Source organism: Egbenema bharatensis FJBBOT/2019 (genome assembly GCF_048077055.1).
GTDB lineage: Bacteria > Cyanobacteriota > Cyanobacteriia > Elainellales > Elainellaceae > Egbenema > Egbenema bharatensis.
On sequence record NZ_CP182236.1, the window covers coordinates 4174869 to 4195464 of the forward strand.

General features: G+C 48.7%; 20 protein-coding genes, 1 tRNA gene and 1 pseudogene. 13 read left to right on the top strand and 9 right to left on the bottom strand.

Features of this window, described 5'->3' with window-relative positions; all coding sequences use genetic code 11:
- Together ACM1PF_RS19285 and metG are read right to left on the bottom strand one after the other, a co-directional pair.
- The gene (locus ACM1PF_RS19285; protein WP_416666280.1) at positions 1-615 is read right to left on the bottom strand and encodes a LabA-like NYN domain-containing protein; all 615 of its coding nucleotides are present in this window, start codon (positions 613-615) and stop codon (positions 1-3) included.
- A gap of 128 nt (positions 616-743) precedes the next feature.
- A pseudogene (gene metG, locus ACM1PF_RS19290) lies at positions 744-2345 on the bottom strand (methionine--tRNA ligase); the annotation flags it as partial.
- A gap of 936 nt (positions 2346-3281) precedes the next feature.
- Between metG and ACM1PF_RS19295 the strand changes: the two are divergent.
- Both ACM1PF_RS19295 and ACM1PF_RS19300 read left to right on the top strand, forming a co-directional pair.
- Positions 3282-4004 (top strand): lysophospholipid acyltransferase family protein, encoded by a 723-nt coding sequence (locus ACM1PF_RS19295; RefSeq protein ID WP_416666281.1) that lies wholly within the window; start codon positions 3282-3284, stop codon positions 4002-4004.
- A gap of 194 nt (positions 4005-4198) precedes the next feature.
- Positions 4199-5047 (top strand): alpha/beta fold hydrolase, encoded by an 849-nt coding sequence (locus tag ACM1PF_RS19300; protein WP_416666282.1) that lies wholly within the window; start codon positions 4199-4201, stop codon positions 5045-5047.
- Positions 5048-5126: 79 nt separating this feature from the next.
- On the opposite strand, the gene ACM1PF_RS19305 is transcribed toward ACM1PF_RS19300, so the two are convergent.
- Entirely contained in the window at positions 5127-5576 is a 450-nt protein-coding gene (locus tag ACM1PF_RS19305) for a DUF6918 family protein (protein WP_416666283.1), read from the bottom strand.
- A 477-nt stretch (positions 5577-6053) separates the two neighbouring features.
- On the opposite strand from ACM1PF_RS19305, the gene ACM1PF_RS19310 reads away from it, so the two are divergent.
- The 3 genes from ACM1PF_RS19310 to ACM1PF_RS19320 all read left to right on the top strand — a co-directional run bounded on the left by ACM1PF_RS19310 (position 6054) and on the right by ACM1PF_RS19320 (position 8069).
- Positions 6054-6125, top strand: a tRNA-Gly gene (locus ACM1PF_RS19310).
- Between the two features lie 256 nt (positions 6126-6381).
- Positions 6382-6792, top strand: a complete 411-nt coding sequence (locus ACM1PF_RS19315; RefSeq protein WP_416666284.1) for a hypothetical protein — start codon at positions 6382-6384, stop codon at positions 6790-6792.
- A 17-nt stretch (positions 6793-6809) separates the two neighbouring features.
- Entirely contained in the window at positions 6810-8069 is a 1260-nt protein-coding gene (locus tag ACM1PF_RS19320) for a glutamate-5-semialdehyde dehydrogenase (protein WP_416666285.1), read from the top strand.
- A 57-nt stretch (positions 8070-8126) separates the two neighbouring features.
- Here the strand turns inward: ACM1PF_RS19320 and ACM1PF_RS19325 are convergent, their stop codons facing one another.
- Complete coding sequence (locus tag ACM1PF_RS19325; RefSeq protein ID WP_416666286.1) at positions 8127-8909, bottom strand: hypothetical protein; 783 nt, start codon at positions 8907-8909, stop codon at positions 8127-8129.
- A 153-nt stretch (positions 8910-9062) separates the two neighbouring features.
- On the opposite strand from ACM1PF_RS19325, the gene hisG reads away from it, so the two are divergent.
- Positions 9063-9695 (top strand): ATP phosphoribosyltransferase, encoded by a 633-nt coding sequence (gene hisG / locus ACM1PF_RS19330; RefSeq protein ID WP_416666287.1) that lies wholly within the window; start codon positions 9063-9065, stop codon positions 9693-9695.
- 70 nt (positions 9696-9765) lie between these two features.
- Here the strand turns inward: hisG and ACM1PF_RS19335 are convergent, their stop codons facing one another.
- Positions 9766-10242 carry an NINE protein gene (locus ACM1PF_RS19335; protein WP_416666288.1) on the bottom strand — a complete coding sequence of 159 codons (477 nt, stop codon included), beginning with the start codon at positions 10240-10242 and terminating at the stop codon, positions 9766-9768.
- A 445-nt stretch (positions 10243-10687) separates the two neighbouring features.
- Here ACM1PF_RS19335 and ACM1PF_RS19340 point away from each other — a divergent pair, with 445 nt between their 5' ends.
- The gene (locus tag ACM1PF_RS19340; RefSeq protein ID WP_416666289.1) at positions 10688-11587 is read left to right on the top strand and encodes a cation diffusion facilitator family transporter; all 900 of its coding nucleotides are present in this window, start codon (positions 10688-10690) and stop codon (positions 11585-11587) included.
- Between the two features lie 115 nt (positions 11588-11702).
- Here the strand turns inward: ACM1PF_RS19340 and ACM1PF_RS19345 are convergent, their stop codons facing one another.
- From ACM1PF_RS19345 to ACM1PF_RS19355, 3 genes are all read right to left on the bottom strand, one after another.
- Positions 11703-12206 carry a hypothetical protein gene (locus tag ACM1PF_RS19345; RefSeq protein ID WP_416666290.1) on the bottom strand — a complete coding sequence of 168 codons (504 nt, stop codon included), beginning with the start codon at positions 12204-12206 and terminating at the stop codon, positions 11703-11705.
- Between the two features lie 270 nt (positions 12207-12476).
- The gene (locus tag ACM1PF_RS19350) at positions 12477-13295 is read right to left on the bottom strand and encodes an acyl-CoA desaturase (protein ID WP_416666291.1); all 819 of its coding nucleotides are present in this window, start codon (positions 13293-13295) and stop codon (positions 12477-12479) included.
- 175 nt (positions 13296-13470) lie between these two features.
- Positions 13471-14295 (bottom strand): acyl-CoA desaturase, encoded by an 825-nt coding sequence (locus ACM1PF_RS19355; RefSeq protein WP_416666292.1) that lies wholly within the window; start codon positions 14293-14295, stop codon positions 13471-13473.
- 76 nt (positions 14296-14371) lie between these two features.
- Here ACM1PF_RS19355 and ACM1PF_RS19360 point away from each other — a divergent pair, with 76 nt between their 5' ends.
- The 3 genes from ACM1PF_RS19360 to ACM1PF_RS19370 all read left to right on the top strand — a co-directional run bounded on the left by ACM1PF_RS19360 (position 14372) and on the right by ACM1PF_RS19370 (position 16472).
- Positions 14372-15604, top strand: coding sequence for a methionine gamma-lyase family protein (locus ACM1PF_RS19360; RefSeq protein ID WP_416666293.1), 1233 nt, complete (start codon positions 14372-14374; stop codon positions 15602-15604).
- A gap of 207 nt (positions 15605-15811) precedes the next feature.
- Complete coding sequence (locus ACM1PF_RS19365; protein WP_416666294.1) at positions 15812-16078, top strand: hypothetical protein; 267 nt, start codon at positions 15812-15814, stop codon at positions 16076-16078.
- A gap of 4 nt (positions 16079-16082) precedes the next feature.
- Positions 16083-16472, top strand: coding sequence for a clan AA aspartic protease (locus tag ACM1PF_RS19370; RefSeq protein ID WP_416666295.1), 390 nt, complete (start codon positions 16083-16085; stop codon positions 16470-16472).
- Positions 16473-16484: 12 nt separating this feature from the next.
- Here ACM1PF_RS19370 and ACM1PF_RS19375 read toward each other — a convergent pair whose 3' ends face one another.
- Positions 16485-16649, bottom strand: a complete 165-nt coding sequence (locus ACM1PF_RS19375) for a hypothetical protein (protein ID WP_416666296.1) — start codon at positions 16647-16649, stop codon at positions 16485-16487.
- A gap of 219 nt (positions 16650-16868) precedes the next feature.
- Between ACM1PF_RS19375 and ACM1PF_RS19380 the strand changes: the two genes are divergently transcribed.
- The 3 genes from ACM1PF_RS19380 to ACM1PF_RS19390 all read left to right on the top strand — a co-directional run bounded on the left by ACM1PF_RS19380 (position 16869) and on the right by ACM1PF_RS19390 (position 20296).
- Complete coding sequence (locus ACM1PF_RS19380) at positions 16869-17105, top strand: hypothetical protein (protein WP_416666297.1); 237 nt, start codon at positions 16869-16871, stop codon at positions 17103-17105.
- 205 nt (positions 17106-17310) lie between these two features.
- On the top strand, positions 17311-18144 hold the full coding sequence (locus ACM1PF_RS19385; protein WP_416666298.1) for a hypothetical protein: 834 nt from the start codon (positions 17311-17313) through the stop codon (positions 18142-18144).
- A 46-nt stretch (positions 18145-18190) separates the two neighbouring features.
- Positions 18191-20296 carry an ATP-binding protein gene (locus tag ACM1PF_RS19390; RefSeq protein ID WP_416666299.1) on the top strand — a complete coding sequence of 702 codons (2106 nt, stop codon included), beginning with the start codon at positions 18191-18193 and terminating at the stop codon, positions 20294-20296.
- The last annotated feature ends 300 nt before the right edge of the window (positions 20297-20596 follow it).

Genomic DNA, 20596 nt, shown 5'->3' on the forward strand with positions numbered 1-20596 from the left:
TTAATCCTCAGCTGGTTCTTCAATCAGCCCAATGCCTGAAAGCGGGCGGTAGGTGTACCCTGGCTGACGGGGGGTTTTCATAATGTCTTCCTTGATGGAATCCAGGTCAATATATCGATCGGCGACATTGATTAAACTATCGCTGGTCATCGATCGCAAACTCACCACCTCGACCCGCACCCCACGGTAGCTCACAGCATCGACTGCATAGGCCAGATCGCCATCCCCACTGACCAGGATTGCCGTATCGTAAGACCCGACCAGAGCCATCATATCCACCGCAATTTCCACATCTAAATTGGCTTTCTTCGAGCCATCCGGCAACTGCACCAGATCCTTAGAAATGACTCGATAGCCATTGCGGCGCATCCAGAGCAAAAATCCCTGCTGCTTTTCATTGGTGCGATCGACCCCCGTGTAAAAGAACGATCGCAACAGTCGAGAGCCGGCGGTTAAGCGACAAAGCAACTTTGTATAATCGATTTCAATCCCCAGTTGCAACGCAGCATAAAACAGATTTGATCCATCAATAAAAATGGCAACGCGCCCCCGATTCTCCAGAACCTGATCAGGTGTAAAAACAGGAGAATCTCCTTCGTTGTGAGTGTTGAACATGATTTTTTCATACCTCGGTTTTTTAATATGGATTAAACAAGCAGAGTTGATATTAAGCGTTCTAAGCTTAGGTAGAGAAAAACGATGAGTGTTATCTCCACGGAGAGAGTTCCTTCATCACACGGACATCATATGGATGAAGCAGAGTCTAGGCGTTGAAAAACGGGCTGAGGTTCGCCTAGCGGTTGACCCAACGGCAATACTCCCCATTGTGCATGTTCTTCATAGGAATAGGCCGTGCCAACCTCTTTTGAGTTAAAGTCAACGGAGAATCCCAGCTGCTGATAGACTGCGTTGCTGATCGTGGGAATGATCGGTGAAAGCAGATAAGCAGCTAGCCGTACAGACTCCAGCACAGTGTAAAGTACATGCTCTACAGCCGTTTGATGGCCTTGTTTGTAAAGTGACCAGGGGGCTTGTTCATCTACAAACTTATTGCTAGCTCTGACGAGGGCTAAGACGGTTTCGCAAGCCTGGCTGAAGGACAAAGACTCGTACGCCTCAGCCACCTGGGAGCCGAGTCCTTTGCCCTTAGAAACCAGAATCTCATCTGCCAGGGGCTTATCGGGGCTAAATTCAGGAACTTTGCCATCGCAGTATTTATAAGCCATCTTGAGGGTACGATTTAGAAGGTTCCCCAGATCGTTTGCTAAGTCTGCATTCAAGATGTTAACAAAGCGAGTTTCATTGAAGTCGCCATCTCGGCCAAACTCAATTTCTTTCAAAAAATAGTAACGCACGGCATCTGAACCATAGCGATCGACCAGAGCATAGGGATCAACGACATTACCCAGGCTTTTGCCCATCTTTTGCCCATCTTTGGTTAAGAAGCCATGCCCAAAGACGCGATCGGGTAAGGGTAGTCCAGCAGACATGAGCATTGCCGGCCAGTACACTGCATGAAATCGGAGAATATCTTTACCAATGAGATGCACATTGATAGGCCACCATTGGGCCAGGGCATTGCTTAAGGTAGGCTCCTGATCCGGCTCTAGCAAAGCGGTTACATATCCCAACAATGCATCAAACCAAACGTAGAGCACGTGATTTGGATCAGAGGGAACGGGAAACCCCCAACTGACATTGACGCGGGAAATAGAAAAGTCTTGTAGTCCCCGATTGACAAAACTCAGGACTTCATTGCGACGGATTTCAGGTTGAATGAACTCAGGATGGTCAGCATAAAGCTGTTGAAGCTGCGACTGGTACTTGGATAAGCGAAAGAAATAGTTTTGCTCATCTCGCCATTCTGCTGCTTTATTGGTGTGAATTGGGCAACGGTGTCCTTCTAAGAGTTCCCTTTCTTCTTTAAATTCTTCACAGGAGACGCAGTACCATCCTTGCTGCTGCCCCAGATAAATGTCACCGTTCTCCCACACCCGCTGAAAAAATTCGCGGACGATCGCTTCATGGCGGGGAGACGTGGTGCGGATAAAGCTATCGAAGTGAATGTTCAGCTTTTCCCACAGTTGTTCAAACCCTTTGACCACTTGATCACAATGTTCCTGGGGAGATAACCCCTGTTCCTCAGCCGTACGCTGAATTTTTTGCCCATGTTCATCGGTCCCAGTAATCAAGCGAACCGATTTTTTTTGTAGTCTATAATACCTTGCTGTTACGTCCGCTGCGATCGTCGTATACGCGCTACCAATATGCGGTAAAGCATTAACGTAATAAAGCGGTGTTGTAATTGCAAATGTATCTTGATCAGCGGCTCTAAAACTCATGGATTTGCTAAAAACTACCTTATCAGGCTAAGAACAACTATACTCGACGGGCGAAAGAAGTAAACGGGTGACACCTAATGTCCCGGTTTTACTGATGCAATCCCAGCAGTATTCACAAGATGTTTTATGGGTTGTTTTCGGGGGGATTTAAAAAGTTTGCATCGGTGGATCAAAATCCTGGGGATTAAAATTCTGACCCAGACCCTCAGCTTTGAGAAAGCTGACACAGCCGATGTTCTGCCTCCTCCGATTGAGTTTTGTCAAAGAATTTTCCCATGAACAAGGGTTTCATTTTTCAAAGTTATCAAAGCGATTAATGTTATTAATCTCAGCATCTCCCTGAAAGTAAGCCCAGTACGATTCTAGCGTTGGAGAATCGATCGCACAGACTAATCGGCTCCACTGCCCAAAAAATATTGCTGGAGTGGACGTAAAACAAGTCAGTTAAACAGGTTGAACCGGGCTTTTATTAAGAACTTTGGATGTTTTGTATTTTATGTGTCATTTTTTCTAAATCCTTTACGAACGACGCTCTATATCGACTTCACCCTATCACAACTCCAGATGAGATTTCAGGTTTGCTGTAATGATTTAAGCTTCCTGGATAATTCCCGCCACTAATACCTTTGAGGGCAGTCCTGGCTCTTCTTAATATGGACACGCTGTAGATTGGGTTCAGTTTTTCCAGCCGATTGGGGGGAAGCACGGCGCAACACAGAAACGCGATGCTGCAAGCTGAAAAAAACGCTGAAAAAGCAATGGTTTCCGGTAATAGTTTTAAGAGCAGGTCAAAGCGATCGCCTCAGACGCTTTCGGGCGAGGGAGCGGTGAGGTAGTACAAAAGAACAATTTCTTGCTTGAGATGGAGGGCATCGGTACGGTATCACTCTTAGAATGGTTATTAAGAAATATTAAAATAGGAAGGGGTTAGGGTAGAGCGTGTCCATGTCAAGTCCGTTGCTCATTTCTCAGCAAATGTTGTCCCTTTTGGGGACTCGCACTTTTATCTACCATCAGGATCGAGTGCCCCAGGAGAGTGCTGTTGTCGTTATTAGTAATCACCGGAGCTTTATGGATGCTCCGCTCCTGATGGCTGCCCTCGATCGCACCATTCGGTTTGCTTGCCATCACTACATGGGACAGGTTCCGGTTTTGCGGGAGTTTGTGACTCGGATGGGGTGTTTCCCGTTGGATGAACCCGATCATCGGCAACGAAGTTTTTTCCATCAGGCGACTCAATTACTGCAATCCAGGCAGGTCGTTGGGATTTTCCCAGAGGGGGCAGAACCGATGGTGCAGTTGACCAATCCCAGCGAAATGGGTGAGTTTCAACGGGGATTTGCCCACCTGGCTCTGCGTGCGCCTGTGCGGGATCTGGCGATTCTTCCCGTTGCGATCGCCCCTCAGACGGAGTTCAGTACCTCTCCGTTTCCGCTCAAACTTTTAAGCTGGGTGGATCCCTCCGAACCGTTGTTCAATCAGTCGGGGTGGCATCCAATGGTGCTGTACCGCCGGGTGAACGTGGCGATCGGGCATCCTATCTGGCTGACGGATGCGCAACGTCAACGCTATTCTGGCAAGCACGCGAAAACAGTAGTGACAGACCTGACCACCCAGTGTCAAGCTGAAATTCAAACACTACTGCACGACTGCTTGAAATAACCTCTGGTGGCGTTCTGTTCTCCTGTCAATTTGAAATCCTTTACTAAATTAGTCAACTCCCATGATTGGTAAACCCCATAGTCAATCAATTCCATAGTCAATTGATTCCCATAGTCAATTGATGCCTATAGTCAATCAATTCCATAACCCGTCAAAAACAGTCCATTGTTGATCTCGATTTGCCAATATCGTCAATGTATCCCCATTTCCTTACGCCCAGACCTACCAACCCTGAAGCACCTCTGTTTATCTATTTACCCGGCATGGACGGCACAGGAGAGTTGTTGTCTCGGCAGCTAGAAGGATTGGAGCGCGGGTTTGATATTCGTTGTTTGACGATCGCTCTGGATGATTTGAGTAGCTGGGAGGAATTGACGCAGCAGGTCGTGGGCTTAATTGAACAGGCTCTGGAGCATCGGCCAGAGCGATCGGTTTACTTGTGTGGTGAATCCTTCGGAAGCTGCTTGTCGCTGAAAGTTGCCCTCCATGCACCTCATCTGGTGCATCACCTAATTTTGATCAATTCTGCAACGGCCTTTAAGCGGCATCCCTGGATCTACTGGGGTTCCTATCTGGTGCGACCCTTCCCAGAACCCTTGAGCCAGTGGTCACGCTTAGGATTTCTGCCGTTTCTGGCAGCCTTGAATCGGATCGAGGCAGACGATCGACAAGCCTTGCTCAAAGCCATGCAGTCTGTGTCCCAAGAGTCTTCAATCTGGCGAATTTCCTTGCTGCGGAGTTTAGAGTTAATGCCGCAGGAGTTACAGCAAATCGTGCAACCCACCCTACTGATTGCAGGTCAGCGAGATTGTTTGTTCCCTTCGGTGGCAGAAGCAACACATTTGGCTGATCAAATTCCAGGAGCCAGGGTTCATGTCTTACCCCATAGCGGTCATGCTTGCTTGCTGGAGACTGATGTGGACTTATTCGACATCATGAAAACGAACGGTTTTGCACCACGGTTTGTTGAAACTCCTGCTTCCCCTTTACCAGACGGTGAACCCAGCCCAGACAGTGAAAATGTTTCAATACAGACCCGTTAAGGGCGCACAGCTGTGCGCCCTACTGCTCAGAGGGATCCCAGAAAAGGGGCAGTTCTGTCAGGTTGAGCCGCGATCGCCCCTATTTTTGGACGGGTTCCGTGGCATGGGTGCCAATAATTTGGGCTAATCCGGGAACTGCTTCCTCCACATCTCCCTTTACGGATTTACGTAGCTTATTGTAAGAAGCGCGCACAATACCGTTGTCTGTTTTTTCAATTTTGGTATCCGTGACACTGAGCAGAACGTCGGCTGTTCGAGTGCGATTTTGGGTGAGGTGGGCTACGGGATCCCCCGCCTGCTTTCCTTCATCCCACATTGGCTCAAGGGCAGCAAACACCTCCGGCAGCAGCCGATCGATCGCCCCTGGAATATAACCTGCTCCAACACCTTTAACGACACCGTAGGTTGCTTTCAGGGCCAATCCAGAAATTCCATTCTTTGCAGCCACTTGCTCATCGATTAATTTGACGCAATCAGCGACCAAACTAGCCCGTAAATCCTGGTTTCCAAGGGTTTCGTAAAGTGCCATATGGATTTCACACCATCGAATGAAGATATACGATTCCCGATTATTAACGATTTTTGACCAAAGGCAATATTTTTCCACTTGCTTTCGATGTTACTTAACAGAACTATAAATCTTTGAAGAGAAAACAGCCTGTTATCGGATATTGGGCAGCGTTGGATTGTTGCAATCTGGAATTTTTCCGGTTGAGTTCCTGTAGTGGTGAATACTGAAGTGGTAGATGCACCCTGATTCAAATCCCTGGCTTCACGTTGGGGATTTTTTGTTTGTCTGATGTTGGGGTGACAACTCCTCAAACTCTAGTACACTGCGGCTTGAATATGCCTACCATCTGTAGGGCAGGCTTCTAGCCTGCGCGGGCAGGATGCCCGCTCTACGGTAGCTAAACTCACGAAGGTCTACTAGTGAGTTTTCAGACAGATGCAAAAAAAGGTTGACACATCTCTCCAATTCTGACACTATAGGAATTGCGCGATTTTCGCGGGTGTAGCTCAGTGGTAGAGCGCAACCTTGCCAAGGTTGATGTCGTGGGTTCGAATCCCATCACCCGCTTTAGATTACAAATAAATAAACACAGAGTAAATAAATGGTGTGTTTCCCTTGAAAAGAGTGTTAACAATCACCGATAAGCGTGGGGTTTAGGCTACATTGAGAAGTATCCGGTCGTTCCTTGATCCGATATCTATCTCAGGTAGTTGGCATTGGTTAATCCTGATTTGATACGGTCTAAGCCGAAGGGTTGTAGACCCGATCGGAGAAATTGGTTTTTGCTAGATTACAAACGACATCACTATATTTATTGCTGGCTGTGCAGTCTCAGAAGCCTCACAAAATTGACTTAACAACTGACTATCCGTGCCCGTGCCGCCGTCGGGGACGTTTAACGCCGATTGCCCTAACGGAAGCCTTTGGCTGTAATCGATGTCAACAGATTTTTGTGGTTCAGGAAAATGGCTACGTCATTGAGCAGCTTTCCACCAATTATCCCTACAAGCGGGCATGGCGATGGACGGGAAATCAATGGAATGTTGCTCATGCTAGCCTGGGCAGGGGCTATCTACCCCTCACCCTCGTCACGATTTTCGTGCTGGTTTTTTTGCTCCTGTTAACAACGTTACAATCTCCCCTCAGTGCGAGTGTTACGTTCCGCGTCATTGCAGCACTGGTATTATCCATGATGCTAGTCTTAATGCTATGGCTAGTTTGTAGACGTTATTAGGCAATTGTGAACCCTCCTTGAGTTCTCTAACTGATTTAGTTGCTATTGTTCAACGCGCCCAGCAATCTGCTCTGGCACTGTCTGCGATGAAGGGAACCGATCGGAGTCGTGCCCTTCAACTCATGGCGGAGGTGCTGGCAGAACAGCAGGATGACATTCTGGAAGCCAATACGCTCGATCTGGAAATCAGCCGCGAGATGGCGGTTCCAGAGCTGATTTTGGAGTGGTTAAAACTGACTCCAGAACGACTTCAGATGGCTGGAAAAACTTTACAACGGCTGGCAGAACTCTCTGATCCAATTCAGCAAATTCTGAATGTGCCCTCCTATCAGGTAGATGAATGTCAAACTTACAGCCAACTGACTCCCCTGGGCGTGATTGCTTTTATTTACGAATCGTTCCCAGAATTGGGGGTGATTGCGGCGGGGCTTTGTATTCGATCGGGGAATAGCCTGGTTCTGCGAGGTGGGCCCGAAGCCAGCCATTCCAATCAGGCGATCGCTCAGGCACTACGCCTTGCCATTGACGATGCGGGACTACCCGTGGACTGTCTCCAGTTTTTGCCGACGGATCATGGCGACTTGATCCGGGAATTGGTGACGCAGGATCAGTATGTGAATCTGGTGATTCCCTACGGACGATCGAGCCTGGTACAGCAGGTCGTGCGGCAGGCGACCGCTCCCGTGCTAAAAACGGCGATCGGCAATTGTTATCTGTACTGGTCGCTTTCTGGCAGTCTGGATATGGCCCGCTGGATGATTCTGGAAAGTCACCGCAGTGAGCCGGATCCAGTGAATGCGATCGAAAAGGTTTTGATTCACCGAGAGCACAGTTCGACGGCTCTCAATATGTTAGCGAGCAGCCTTAAGGAAAAGGGGTTTAAGCTGCGGGGTGATGCCAGTTTAGTGGAAAACTATCCAGAGCTATTTGCAACGGGCGTTGAGTTTTCTGAGTGGGGACAGGCATACCTTGACAACACGATCGCCTTCAAAACCGTGAACGGACTGGAAGCAGCGATCCACTGGATTAATCAATACAGCAGTGGTCATGCCGACTGTCTGGCGACGGAATCCTACCAGGAAAGCCGTTTATTTGCCCTGGGGGTGAACAGCGCGATGACCTACATCAATGCCTCTCCCCGCTTCTATCGCAATCCGAAACGCGGTAGCTCGATCGCCCTGGGAATGTCCAATCAAAAGGGACACCGTCGAGGGCTAATCGGATTGGAAACCCTGACGACGCTGAGGCATATTGTGCAGGGTAATGGCATGGTCTAATTAACTACTTCCTGGTTCTATCCCTGGGATTAGGGATCAAATAACCTGTGCAACGTTTTACTTGGCTGACTGGGCGGCATCCCCGTCAACAAACTGCCGACTTAAGACGGTAAGCAGTTCAGCCCCAGTTTTTGCGCCATCTAACAGGAAAATTTGGTTGCGTCCAGTTTGCAAAATCGCTGCCAGTTCAGTCCGAATCTGGGTATGGGGCGATCGAATCGCGGTGGCAATTTCATCAGCCAGGCGACCTGTTCCGAGCAGGACAAACGTTGGGCGGTTTTCGGTAAGGCTGGCCTGGACATCGAGCAGGGACACAGAACCTCCGTTGATCAGCAGGGTAATCGACGGTTGATTGTTTGCCAGCAGGGTCGCCGTTTGGGCGATCCAGGGAGATTCGCTACCCCAGTCGGAGCCAGGAGTGAGGATGAAGTGGGTGTGGTGAGGTTCGAGGGGATAGGTGCCTGGTAAAGGGGGCGTTCGAGGGAGATGGATTTTGCTGGCAGGGGCAATTCCCACCAATGGAAAAGTAGCGCGATGGCGCGATCGCCCTCGTCCCATCAGACGCATCACTCCAGAGTCTGTACCACCATCAATGACCGTCAGTTGTAGCGTTTCAGCCAGGGGCACCAGGCAATGCTTGAAGAATTGCTGCAAGCGACGGGCCGCTCGTCGGTCTAAATGATTTGCCCCTCCGGTCAGTACCAGGGTCGGACGCGATCGAGCTAAACCCAGTTCATCGAGTGCCGCGGCCAGTTGGTGCTCAACATAAATAACCTGGGCGGTTTGTCGTCGGGGGAACGTGACGCGAAAACTGCGAAGCCGATGGGAAAGAACCTGCATAATACTGAATATTTGATTTTGCAGAGATACCGGGCAGGGGGGTGCTAAAATCTTATCCTGCTTTTGCCCGTGCTGGGTTCAGTATTCTGAGAATATTAAGGTTGAATATAAGGTTCTTCTGGGAATCTGTAACTTGCTCCACCCTCTTTAACTATGATTACTGTAGCACTGCCAAAAGGCGGACTCTTAAAAGACAGCATTCAGCTATTGCAGTCTGTTGGACTAGACTTCAGCGCATTTCTGGATCCGGCTAATCGTCAGCTAGAGATTTGGGATGCTAGCCGAACGGCAAAGGGATTGTTAGTGCGGAATTACGACGTGCCGGTGTATGTGGAATATGGTCAGGCGCAGTTGGGAGTGGTGGGTTATGACATTTTGCGAGAAAAACAACCCCAGGTGGCCCATTTAGCCGATCTCCAGTTTGGCCATTGTCGTATGTCAGTTGCGGTGCGGGCCTCCAGTCCCTACCGATCGGCCCTGGAACTGCCCCCCCACTGCCGGGTTGCCTCCAAGTTTGTCAACTGTGCCAGCGAGTTTTTCAACCATCTGGACTTACCCGTTGACATTGTGCCGCTGTATGGCTCGGTGGAATTGGGGCCGATTACCGGGATGTCTGAGGCGATCGTGGATTTGGTGGCAACTGGACGCACGTTGAAGGACAATCACCTGATTGAGCTAGATCAACTGTTTGAAAGCACCGCCAGACTGATTGCCCATCCCTTAAGCTATCGACTGAATTCAGACGGTCTACGCGATCGGATTGAGCAAATTAGGGCGGTGCAATAAAATGGCATCCCAATCTTTGACAAACCTGCTGTAAGGGAGCACTGCTGTGCACCCCTACCGGGTTCGTTCATTACGCTAAATCTTGAAAGAGATAAACCACTGCCCCGGTGCGTGGATCGTTTTGAATATCGGCCCGGCCTTGTCTGACCATATCCATCAGCATTGCCTCGACTTCATCAAAATCTGCTTCCGTATCCAGAACGGCCTGCGTTAGCGAGATTTTGCCGCCGCGTGCTTCAACGGCTCGTAATAGCTGAAGCTTCAGTTGGGCTTCGATGGATTTTGGCTTTGCGGCTTCCAGGGGTTGAGTCACCGCGATGGGAACCGGATCGTAGAGTAGGCGATATTTTGCCCGTTGTAGGGCATTGTGGTCTTCCACCATGTTGGGAATCAAGAACAGGTCGATAAACTGACCAAGGCCGAAGACTCCCCCGGTAAACAACCAGATCATCCCTGTGACAATCTTGCCGTTGTAAAAACGGTGCAATCCGCCCACACCAAGGAGAATTGCTAACCAAAGCAAGTAAGATGTTCCCTTGCTGTTCATTGCTCTACCTCAGTCAAATGTTGTGTGTCGCCAACTGAACTCGTTCGATCGCAGCCCATTGATTCGATTCGTCCTGATCCAGGTTATTGGAGGTTCTAACATTCCAGTCCTGACGGAATCCTGGATCGGGTTTTAACTACATGAAGACGCGCCGGTGTTTTAAAAAGTTCGCGATCGGATATCCGAACTGAAATTTTAGTGATTTGCCGTATTGATTTGCGTACAAACGTATGGGTAATGAAAGAAGTGCAGATGAATGCCTAGACACGAGTTTAACTAAAATCAACCCTGAGTGGCAGCCGAGCCAGTCCAGTGAATCCTCTTAATCGCTCAGAGAGATTGATTGACTCCCACCCCCATTCTTCACGATCTTTGCAGCATGTCAGGAGGGTGAGGGGGTTAAACCCCTATCCTGGTTGAATCGGCCTGTGCTAGCCTCTGGGCTATGGTTGAGGCATTTAGTCGAAGTCAAGCAGGGTGTCGGGCTTTACTGATTATCCTGTGGTTGACGCTCATGATTTTGGCAGTGAAGGGATGGGCGGGTTGGGCAACTCGATCGCTCAGTCTGCTGGCGGATTCACTTCACGTATTAGTTGATAGTTTCAGTACTTTACTCAGCTTGCATACAGTTGCTTGCTTAAGACACACATCCGGGCGGGAAGTGTGGGGGCATCGTAAGCGGGAAACGGCGGCAGTGTTGATGCTGGTTGCCATTCTCGGCTTTTTAGGGTTCAGCTTAATGAGTGTGTCAGTCTACCAGTTTCAGGCGTTGATTCAGGATGCTTCCCTTTTGCCAGCAATTCAAGTTGATTTACCCTTAATTTTGCTACTCACGATCGTCATTTCAATTCATATTTGTCTGGTGCTGTTCGAGCGGTATGAAGCCAACATTTTGGATATGGCAGTGCTTCGCCTCAACGCCAACCACGTTCTGACGGACATCTGGCTGACGATCGCCATGTTGCTGGGGCTAATTGGGGTGTGGCTGGGCTATGTCTGGCTGGATTCCCTGATGGCGATCGTTTTACTGTTCATGCTGATTCCCAGTCTGTGGCGCGTTCTCAATCAACAACTCCCTTCGATGATGCACCATATGGCGATTGCGCCTGAAGTCCTGGCCCAACTGGCCCTTCAGGTGGAGGGCGTGGTGGCGTGTCAGGATGTGCGATCGAGGGGGTTGCTGGGTCGTCCTCTGGTGATCCAAATGCACCTGAGTTTGCATCCTGAATTTGCAGTCGCAGCGCATTTAGTCACTGAACGGCTAGAGAAGCTGCTCCGCGAACGCTATGGCTCTGTCCAAACCCGGTTTTATGTGCGGAAGGTGGAGGGAAAAGCAGGAAAGTAAGCCAGGTAAGGGGTATGCGACAGAGTAACGTACCCCGTAGGGGCGCACTGCTGTGCGCCCTCATATTAGTGCACCCTCACATTACAGACCCCTAAAGTCGATCGCCCCATTCAGATCAAAGACACAGTTCCCCAGTCCATTCCTCAGAGCCTCGTCCAGCGTGGCACTTATGCTGCTGCGTCACCTGCACCACTTCCCAAAGGGGTTGTTCCACACCCGATCCTTCAACTTTTCTAAACTCATAGCGGGTTCGCGTGGACTGAACCGAATCATCCAACAATCCTCGCTGTACCCAGACGACTACCGCCTGATCGATAGTGGGATAGCTGACGCGAATTTGCTCTGAGCCGATCGGTTCGCCAGGCTGACGCAGTTCCAGGATCATTTCCAATGGATCTGTTCCAGGATCGGGAAGGGCAGCATTTTCCAGCACGCGATATTCAGTAGCGGTCGTGGTGTTCGTCCCGTCTGCATCGGATTCTTCTACTTCCTCGATCGCCACTGAATCGTCAACTGAGCCTGGAGCGGTCGAACGTTCTGATTCACCCTGACTGCACCCGGCTGAAATAACGAGTGTGGCGGCGATTAAACTACTAACAACAAAACGAAATCCCTTCATAAATTTTGTTACCGCTAGAGCGATACTCCTGCACTGTTGATTCTATAAAGATGAGAGCTATTGACAGATAAACGGAGCGATTGGTTCCCGTTCAAATCTGCACTACTCTTTAAATCATGTTTAAGGGTATTTGTCATCGGTAGGGGCAAACGACAGAAATACCAAAAAGGACTGAGAATCATCCCAGTCCCAGATTTCGATCGGTGATTAAGTTCTATGGGCTATGCCTGGGTGCGAGCAGGTAAGATGCTCACTCCACAAGGGTTCCAATCAGTCCTCGCCGACTAGCTTCACCTTCTTCGCCAGTCCTAAGAACTGTAAAAGCTGAATCGTCATCCAGGTCATATCAATTTCCCACCATTTCATGCCGTGGCGGGCGGAGTACTGATAAGCATGATGATTGTTGTGCCAGCCTTCGCCATAGGTGAGAAGTGCTGCCCACCAGCAGTTTGTGGAGCGATCGCCAGAATCTTCGTAGGTGCGGTAGCCGAATTTGTGAGTCGCACTATTCACCAACCAGGTGCAGTGGTACACCACCACCAGGCGCAGAAACACACCCCAAAACACAAACGGCCAGCCGCCAATGAAGTAGAGGAGTACTGCAAAGGCAACCTGAATCGGAAAGAAGTAATTGTCTAAAAATTGGTAGAACGGGTCATCGCCAATATCTTTTGTAAATCGCTCTACTTCCTTTTCTGCCGGAACTTCGTACAGCATCCAGCCCATATGGCTCCACCAGAAGCCTTTATTGGAGTCGTGGTGATCCACATTCTGATCAGAGTACAGGTGATGATGGCGATGGAGGCCGACCCACCAAATCACTCCGCCCTCCATGGCCAGCGATCCGCAGAAAGCCAGGAAATACTCCAGCCATTTGGGAGTTTGAAAACTGCGGTGGGTGAGCAGCCGATGCCAGCCTAGCGTAATCCCCAGTCCACCTGTTACCCAATGCAAAAATACCAATAAGCCCACGGCTGACCAGCTAAAGTTGCCAGGGAGGAAAGCAAACAGCGCGCCGACATGGAGGAATACCATGATTGCGATCACTGCCCAATCGTAGGAGAGTTTTTCTGAGGTTGCGATAGTCATGCAGTCGTCTCTTTTGTGAACAGTTGTGAACAGTTGCAAACAGTTTACAATGAACAGATTTTACAAAAGTGGTTTGTAATGTTCAGAAGCCTGGTTCCAGGACAAAACCTTGACTGAGCACGAGAATTCGGAGCCGTTGGAATTCAGAATGCTAGCGAGGGTATTCCGAGAGGAACTAAGCTTTAGCTTTATCCTCCAACAGCCGCACTTTTCGCGCCAGACCCAAAATTTGCAGCAGCCGAATGGTCATCCAGGTCATGTCAATTTCCCACCATTTCATCCCGTGACGCGCCGAGTACTGGTAGGCATGATGATTATTGTGCCAGCCTTCACCGTAGCTAATTAGGGCAACCCACCAGCAATTCGTAGATAAGTCGTCAGAATCGTAGGTGCGATAGCCGAAGGTGTGGGTCGCGCTGTTCACGAACCAGGTGGTGTGATAGACCAGCACTAGGCGCAGAAAGACAGCCCAAACCACATAGGACCAACCCGCCACTAGATAAATTAAAATGGCGAAAGCGACCTGAATTAAGAAAAAGTTCTTATCTAAAAACTGATAGAATCGATCGCCGGCAATGTCTTTTGTGAATCGTGGAATTTCCTTGTCAGCAGGGACTTTGTGGAACATCCAGCCCATATGGCTCCACCAGAACCCTTTATTGGCATCATGGTGATCGGCATCTTGATCAGAGTAAAGATGGTGATGGCGGTGTAACCCAACCCACCAGATCGGGCCACCTTGCATGGCCAATGTGCCGCAGAATACAAAAAAATACTCCAACCACTTTGGAGTTTGGAAACTGCGGTGGGTTAATAGCCGATGCCATCCGAGGGTAATTCCGAGTCCAGCCGTTAGCCAGTGCAGGAAAATCGTCAAGGCTACAGCACCCCAGCTAAAGTTGCTGGGTAGAAGGGCAAGTAATGCAGCAGCATGAAGCGCTGGCATAAAAAAAGCATTTGCCCACTCTATGGGAGGTTTTTTAGTTGTTGCAATCGTCATTCGGTCATCTCAATGGAAACAAGCAGCCCGATCTGCGAGACAATGAGGTTCCGCATATAGGAAGTACGGATTAGTAATGAGCAGCTCTCAGCAGCTTCAGCAGGCAGAACAAGCACTATTTCAGATTTTTTCTGGTATTGACTCGCAGGTCAAGAAAAATTTAGCACGAGTTCTTTCTGCCTTTCATCACCACCAGGTAGGAGTCCACCACTTCGCAAGTGTCACAGGCTACGGACATGATGATCTGGGTCGTCAAACCCTCGATCGGGTGTTTGCCGAAATTATGCAAGCAGAAGCGGCGATCGTCCGAGTGCAATTTGTCTCTGGAACCCATGCAATTGCTTGTGCGTTGTACGGCGTACTTCGTCCGGGAGACGAAATGCTGGCAGTGGCGGGAGCACCCTACGACACATTAGAGGAAGTTGTTGGACTACGAGGCCAAAATCAAGGTTCCCTTAAGGATTTCGGGATTCGGTATCGACAGATTGAGTTAACAAAAGCGGGCGAGATCGATTGGCAAACCTTGACCCATGCCATTCACCCTGAAACGCGATTAGTCCATATCCAACGGTCGTGCGGTTATTCCTGGCGACCCAGCCTCTCCATTGTAGACATTGAAAAAATTGTTTACATTGTCAAGCAGCAAAATCCTGATGCTATTTGCTTTGTGGATAATTGCTATGGGGAATTCGTGGAAGATCGGGAACCGACGGCGGTTGGTGCGGATTTAATCGCGGGTTCGCTCATCAAAAATCCAGGAGGGACGATCGCACCTGCAGGGGGATATGTGGCGGGACGGGCAGATTTGGTGGAACAGGTGTCCTATCGACTAACGGCTCCAGGGATTGGCAGTGAAGGAGGCGCAACGTTTGATCAAAATCGGCTGCTGTTTCAGGGATTATTTCTGGCTCCGCAGATGGTAGGCGAAGCAATGAAGGGAAATCACCTGACGGCCTATGTGTTTGATGCGTTGGGCTATCCGGTGAATCCAATGCCCCTGGCCCCCCGTCGAGATGTGATTCAGGCGATCAAGCTGGGGTCGGCGGAAAAGGTAATTGCTTTTTGCCGGGCGATTCAAAAATATTCTCCCATCAGCTCTTATCTAACTCCTGTTCCCGCCCAAATGCCGGGATATGAAAGCGATCTGGTGATGGCAGGGGGCACGTTCATTGATGGCAGCACCTCAGAATTTTCGGCGGATGGGCCGCTACGGGAACCCTATGTGGTGTTCTGTCAGGGAGGAACCCACTGGACCCATGTGGCGATCGCTCTGGAAGCGGCGATCGAGGCGGTAGGGAGTGAGGAGTGAGGAGTGAGGAGGGGAAAGTAGGGGCGCATTGCAATGCGCCCATATAGGGAGCCAGGAGTGAGGAGGAGAAAGTAGGGGTGGATTGCGACGCACCTACCATGCAGGGAGTCAGGAGTCAGGAGTCAGGAGTCAGGAAGGAGATAATAAATGGGCTGATGAGTCAAATAGTTAGATGAGATAATACGTTTAAGAAACAAGGTAAGTTCTGTGACACTCCCACAACTTCGCTACGGCAAAGAAGAATTTGCTCGACGTGGTAATGAGATTTACGAAAACCAAATCCGCCCTCACGTGGAGGAAGGCAGTTGTGGCAAGATTGTTGCGATCGATATTGAGACAGGAGCCTTTGAGCTTGCAAACGATACGATTACTGCTTCAGATCGATTGCTTGAACGGTTCCCAGACGCTCAAATCTGGTGCGTTCGGGTTGGGCACAAAGGGGTTCATCGTTTTGGCGTAGGTCGTCTGCTGTAGCTTTATGATGCAGGGAATTGTTGATCAGAACTGCGAGGCGACAGTACGACTGGTTATAGGTAACACAGACTCTCGGAGGCAAATGATTGATGCTGTAATTGATACAGGCTTCACAGGCTTCACAGGCTTTCTGACTTTGCCTTTGTCGGTGCTGACAAACCTTAATCTACAGGCGTATAGGCGTGAAGCAGGCACACTAGGGGATGGAAGCACCTGTATTCTTGATGTGTATCGTGGTTCGGTCATCTGGGACGGAGAGTTCCGGCGTATTGACATCAACGCATCGGAGACATCTCCCTTAGTTGGAATGAGTTTGCTCTATGGCTATCGAGTCCAGTTTGATGCGATCGAAGGTGGCACAGTGATAATCCAGTTATTGACCAGCTTGAATTGAACGGTGAGAACTCTATGCTTCAGGTTCGATCGACTTTTCCCAATACAGGCGGGTAAATTCGACTGCGGCTTCAGGGTTAATCTTGTGCAAAGCATCCCGAACGGCAAGAATCGAGTCTCCAGCCGGATCAACCACTTCATAGATCCAGCGATGAATATTTGAACGGGAAACTTGCATGGTTGTTGCTAGTAGGACTCGGCAGCAATACGCCCACCTTTCGTAGTGCAGGCTTCCAGCCTGCGCGGGCAAGATGCCCGATCTACGGTTGCTCAATTCACGCTCGCTTCTACTAGCTTGTACTGCGTAATGCTGTAGGTTTCGATGACTTGCTTTAGGGCTACACCCGCTTTTCCCATATTGAACTAACAAAATTCACTGTCGGTAGAATGTGCTGAAATGATTCAGAATAACCAGAACAAACAGCCATACGCCACAATAAAAGCACAACACGAAAGCACAATTTCTCGCGCTGGAGCGGCAGATTTGGCGAAAGGATTTACCCAACTGGCGGTGGAATTAATTGCGATCGATCAATGGGCTGTACCAGAACAGATGATCTTATTGGGTGCTGTGACAACGGGAGATATCTGGCAATTTAGTACGCTTGATCGCATGGCAAAAATGATGACTTAAGGGACAAAACTCTACGGGTTCCCGATGAGCTGGAGGCGATCGTGCAAATTTTAGTGGCGGCTCTGGAAGGGTAGCAATTTTGTTACTGTCCGTATCAATGTTTTGCGTTTTGAAAAATCCGTCAGGGAGAGCAAGCTAGAATTGGGCAGTCTAGGGATAGATGTTGCTGTGAAGGGTCGCATTGGGCGACTGAGACAAGTTTTGTATGAAAGCTGTTGAATTAAAATTTTTGCTGAAATTGCTGGGCGAATCTGGCTATCGGGCCCCGATTTCAAAACTCAATCCGAATAAACAAACCCGTGCGGCTGAACGAGATAATCTTTGCCGGGAGTTAACAAAACGAGGCATTGTTGATCATGTCCGTGAGGTGAAGCAGTTCAAAATTGAGGCGGCCGGGAAGGCGTTACTGAAGCAAGATGTGTCCCAACTGCCGCTGACGGAATCGCAGTGGATGGCCCTCAAGGCGTGTGAAACAAAAACGGCTAGACCGGGAGATTTGAGCAAGATTTTGGCGAGCGATCGCCAGTCTGTGATTCAGGATGTGGAAACCAAAGGGCTGATCAAGGCGGAAAAAGTTCAAATTGGAGAAGTCTGGTTAACGGATCTAGGGCAGGAATACCTGGCGCGAGAATACGAACCGACGGGTACACCCACCATTAGCTTGAGCTTGTTGGGCAATTATCTTCAGTTCATGCGGAAGCGGTTGCAGGGTGGGGGAGAATATCGACCATCTGAGCAACTCTCTCCCCAAAAGAAAACGATGCAGCTTTTAGATGATGAAGCGGTTCTGCAAAAAGTACGGGAACTGGATCAGGAACTCAATACGGATAATTACTTGCCGATTTTTTACCTGCGTCAGGCTTTACAACCTCCTTTCTCCAGAGATGAACTGGATCAGGTTTTGTATCGGTTACAGTCAGCCGATCGCATTGAACTGAGTACGCTGCAAGAGGGCCGTCAATATACGGCTGAACAAATCGATGCGGGGATTCCTCAGCCCCTTGGTGGTGCCCTATTTTTCATTGAAGTGATAGATTGAGCAATTGCTGATCAATCGTAATTATTGTAAGTTTGATTCGTTGAATATGGCTTCCCTGGAACACGTTCTTTGTCAGGAGATCAATCCGTTTGATCCCACTACCCACAAGATTTTCAACTTTTGGGATGAACCTTACAAACAAATCCCGATCGTTGAAACGATTCACCAGACTGTAATAGAAAAGTTTGAGGAAATCCTTGATCAAATTGCTCAGGATCATGTGACTCGTAGTGTGATTCTGGCGGGCGATAGCGGTTCTGGGAAAAGTATTACTCTAGGGCGGTTAAGGGATCGGTTTAATGCCAAAGCTTTTTTTGTTTATGTTAGCCATTGGGAAGAGAATTCCTATGTTTGGCGACATACGCTGCGCTGTACCGTAGATAGCTTGCTCCAGATTCCGCCGGATTGCTCAGAGTCACAATTATTGCTCTGGTTAAAAAACTTACCGATTTTCAAGGAAAAAGGCATCGGGAAATGGATTCTGGGTGAGCGACGATCGTTCATTGCGGATATGAGAGCTTCTTTCCCAGTTGGAATACATAATCCGAACAAGTTTTTCGGCGTATTATACGATCTGACTAATCCTGAGCTATATCCGATCGCTGCTAGTTGGCTCAGAGGGGATGATTTAGACGAAGAAGATCTGGCAAAAATTAAAATTCAAAGATCAATCGATGGTGAAACAGGTGCCAGGGAAATCATCGTTAATTTTGGTAAGATTTCGCGTTCTATCTATCCGATCGTATTGTGTTTTGATAATTTGGATAATGTGCCGCAGTTGCCCGATGGTTCTTTAGACTTACAGCCATTATTTAATATAAACACAACGATCCATAGCAACGGATTGAAGAATTTTTTAGTGATCATTAGCCTGGTGACAAATAATTGGAAAAAGGCATTTGATCATATCCAACAGGCAGATAAGGCAAGTTTGTATAAACAACTCGTCTTGCGATCGATCAACCTGGAACAGGCAGAATCCCTTTGGGCAGCCCGGCTGGCTCCTCTCCACGAAAAGGCAAATCCCACTCCTGATTCACCCATTGCCCCCCTAACCCGCAAGCTATTGGAAGATACCTTTCCAGCAGGCAGAGCCAATCCGCGATCGGTTTTGATGGTTGGATATCGTGAAATTGAGCGAGTGCGGCTGTTAAAGTTGCCACCAATCGCAACTCAACCACCTGAACCTGAATCAACTACTCAGGAAGTAGCGAAAGACGAGCCAACTTTAAAGAAAGTTGCTAAACCAGAAAAAACAGTTGCTCCACTGGAAACTAATCAAGCCGATCGCCTGATTGCAGCCTTCAAGCTACTTTGGCAGCAGGAGTTCAAGCAAACGCAGCAAAATATATCGCGCTTGCGCCAGTTTTCTTCTCTGGAACTCGGTTCGTTTCTACGCAATGCTTTAACCGGGCTTGGGATTTCAGTTAAACCGAGGCTTTTGCCCAGTTCAACCTATCGAGATTTGTCCTTTTCCTTTGTTGATCCCGATCATCAGCAGGCGATCGGCGTGATCTGGACAGAAGAACCTAACCTGACCAGCTTTTTCAATGTGATGCGATCGGCTCTCAGGGTTGAAGAAAACCAAACGTGTGAAGTCCTCTATCTCATTCGAGCGGGAAATATCGGCAATACCAGAAATCGAGGACACCAGCTCTGCAAGCAAATTTTCTACCGGGCCCCAAATCGTCATTTGAAACCCGATATCATCTCTCTTTGCTACCTAGTGACCTACGATCGCCTGGCTCGTTCTGCCAAAACCAGTGATCTGCTGCTGTTAGATCAAGAGATTAAGCTAGACCAACTGCGATCGATGGTGCGAGAAACAGGAGTTTTGCGAGATTGCGCTTTGCTGCAAGAATTAGGAATTTTCCAAAAAATAGATCCAGATCCAGATCCAAATCTAGATCCAGATCCTGTTGCGAGTGAACTCAAGCAGTTCATTCTGGATTTTATGATTCATCACCAACTTGCTTCCCAGGGCACGATCGTCAATCATGCTCGCAATCAGTTTATGGGGATTACAGAAGAGCAAGTTCTAAAACTAATTCAGCAACTCTGTCAGGAAAATCGATTTAACGTTGTTGATCCAAGTCAACCTGTTTTGGATCAAATTGTATGCCGAATTCCATCCCATGCTGCAACAAAATGATTGATGAGTTTTGTTTTCAGGACTTGAAGACTGTCCTAACTATTATCAATCAGGAAAGAGCATCATTTCTAACTATAAATTGACAATTGCGACACTTGACGAGTAATTCCAGGAGGGCATCCCAGTTTTGCAGCCCTCACCTGCTAGGGTAGCAAAAATTACGGTTTTAAAGTTCTAAGGCAATCCCGCTACCGTGTCTGGCAAATCGATTTAAGATATTGATCTCATCCTGATCAACGATCGGGATTGATTGTGGCTCAGATGCTTGCTGTATTCCATCTAATGCTGCAATGCAGTGTT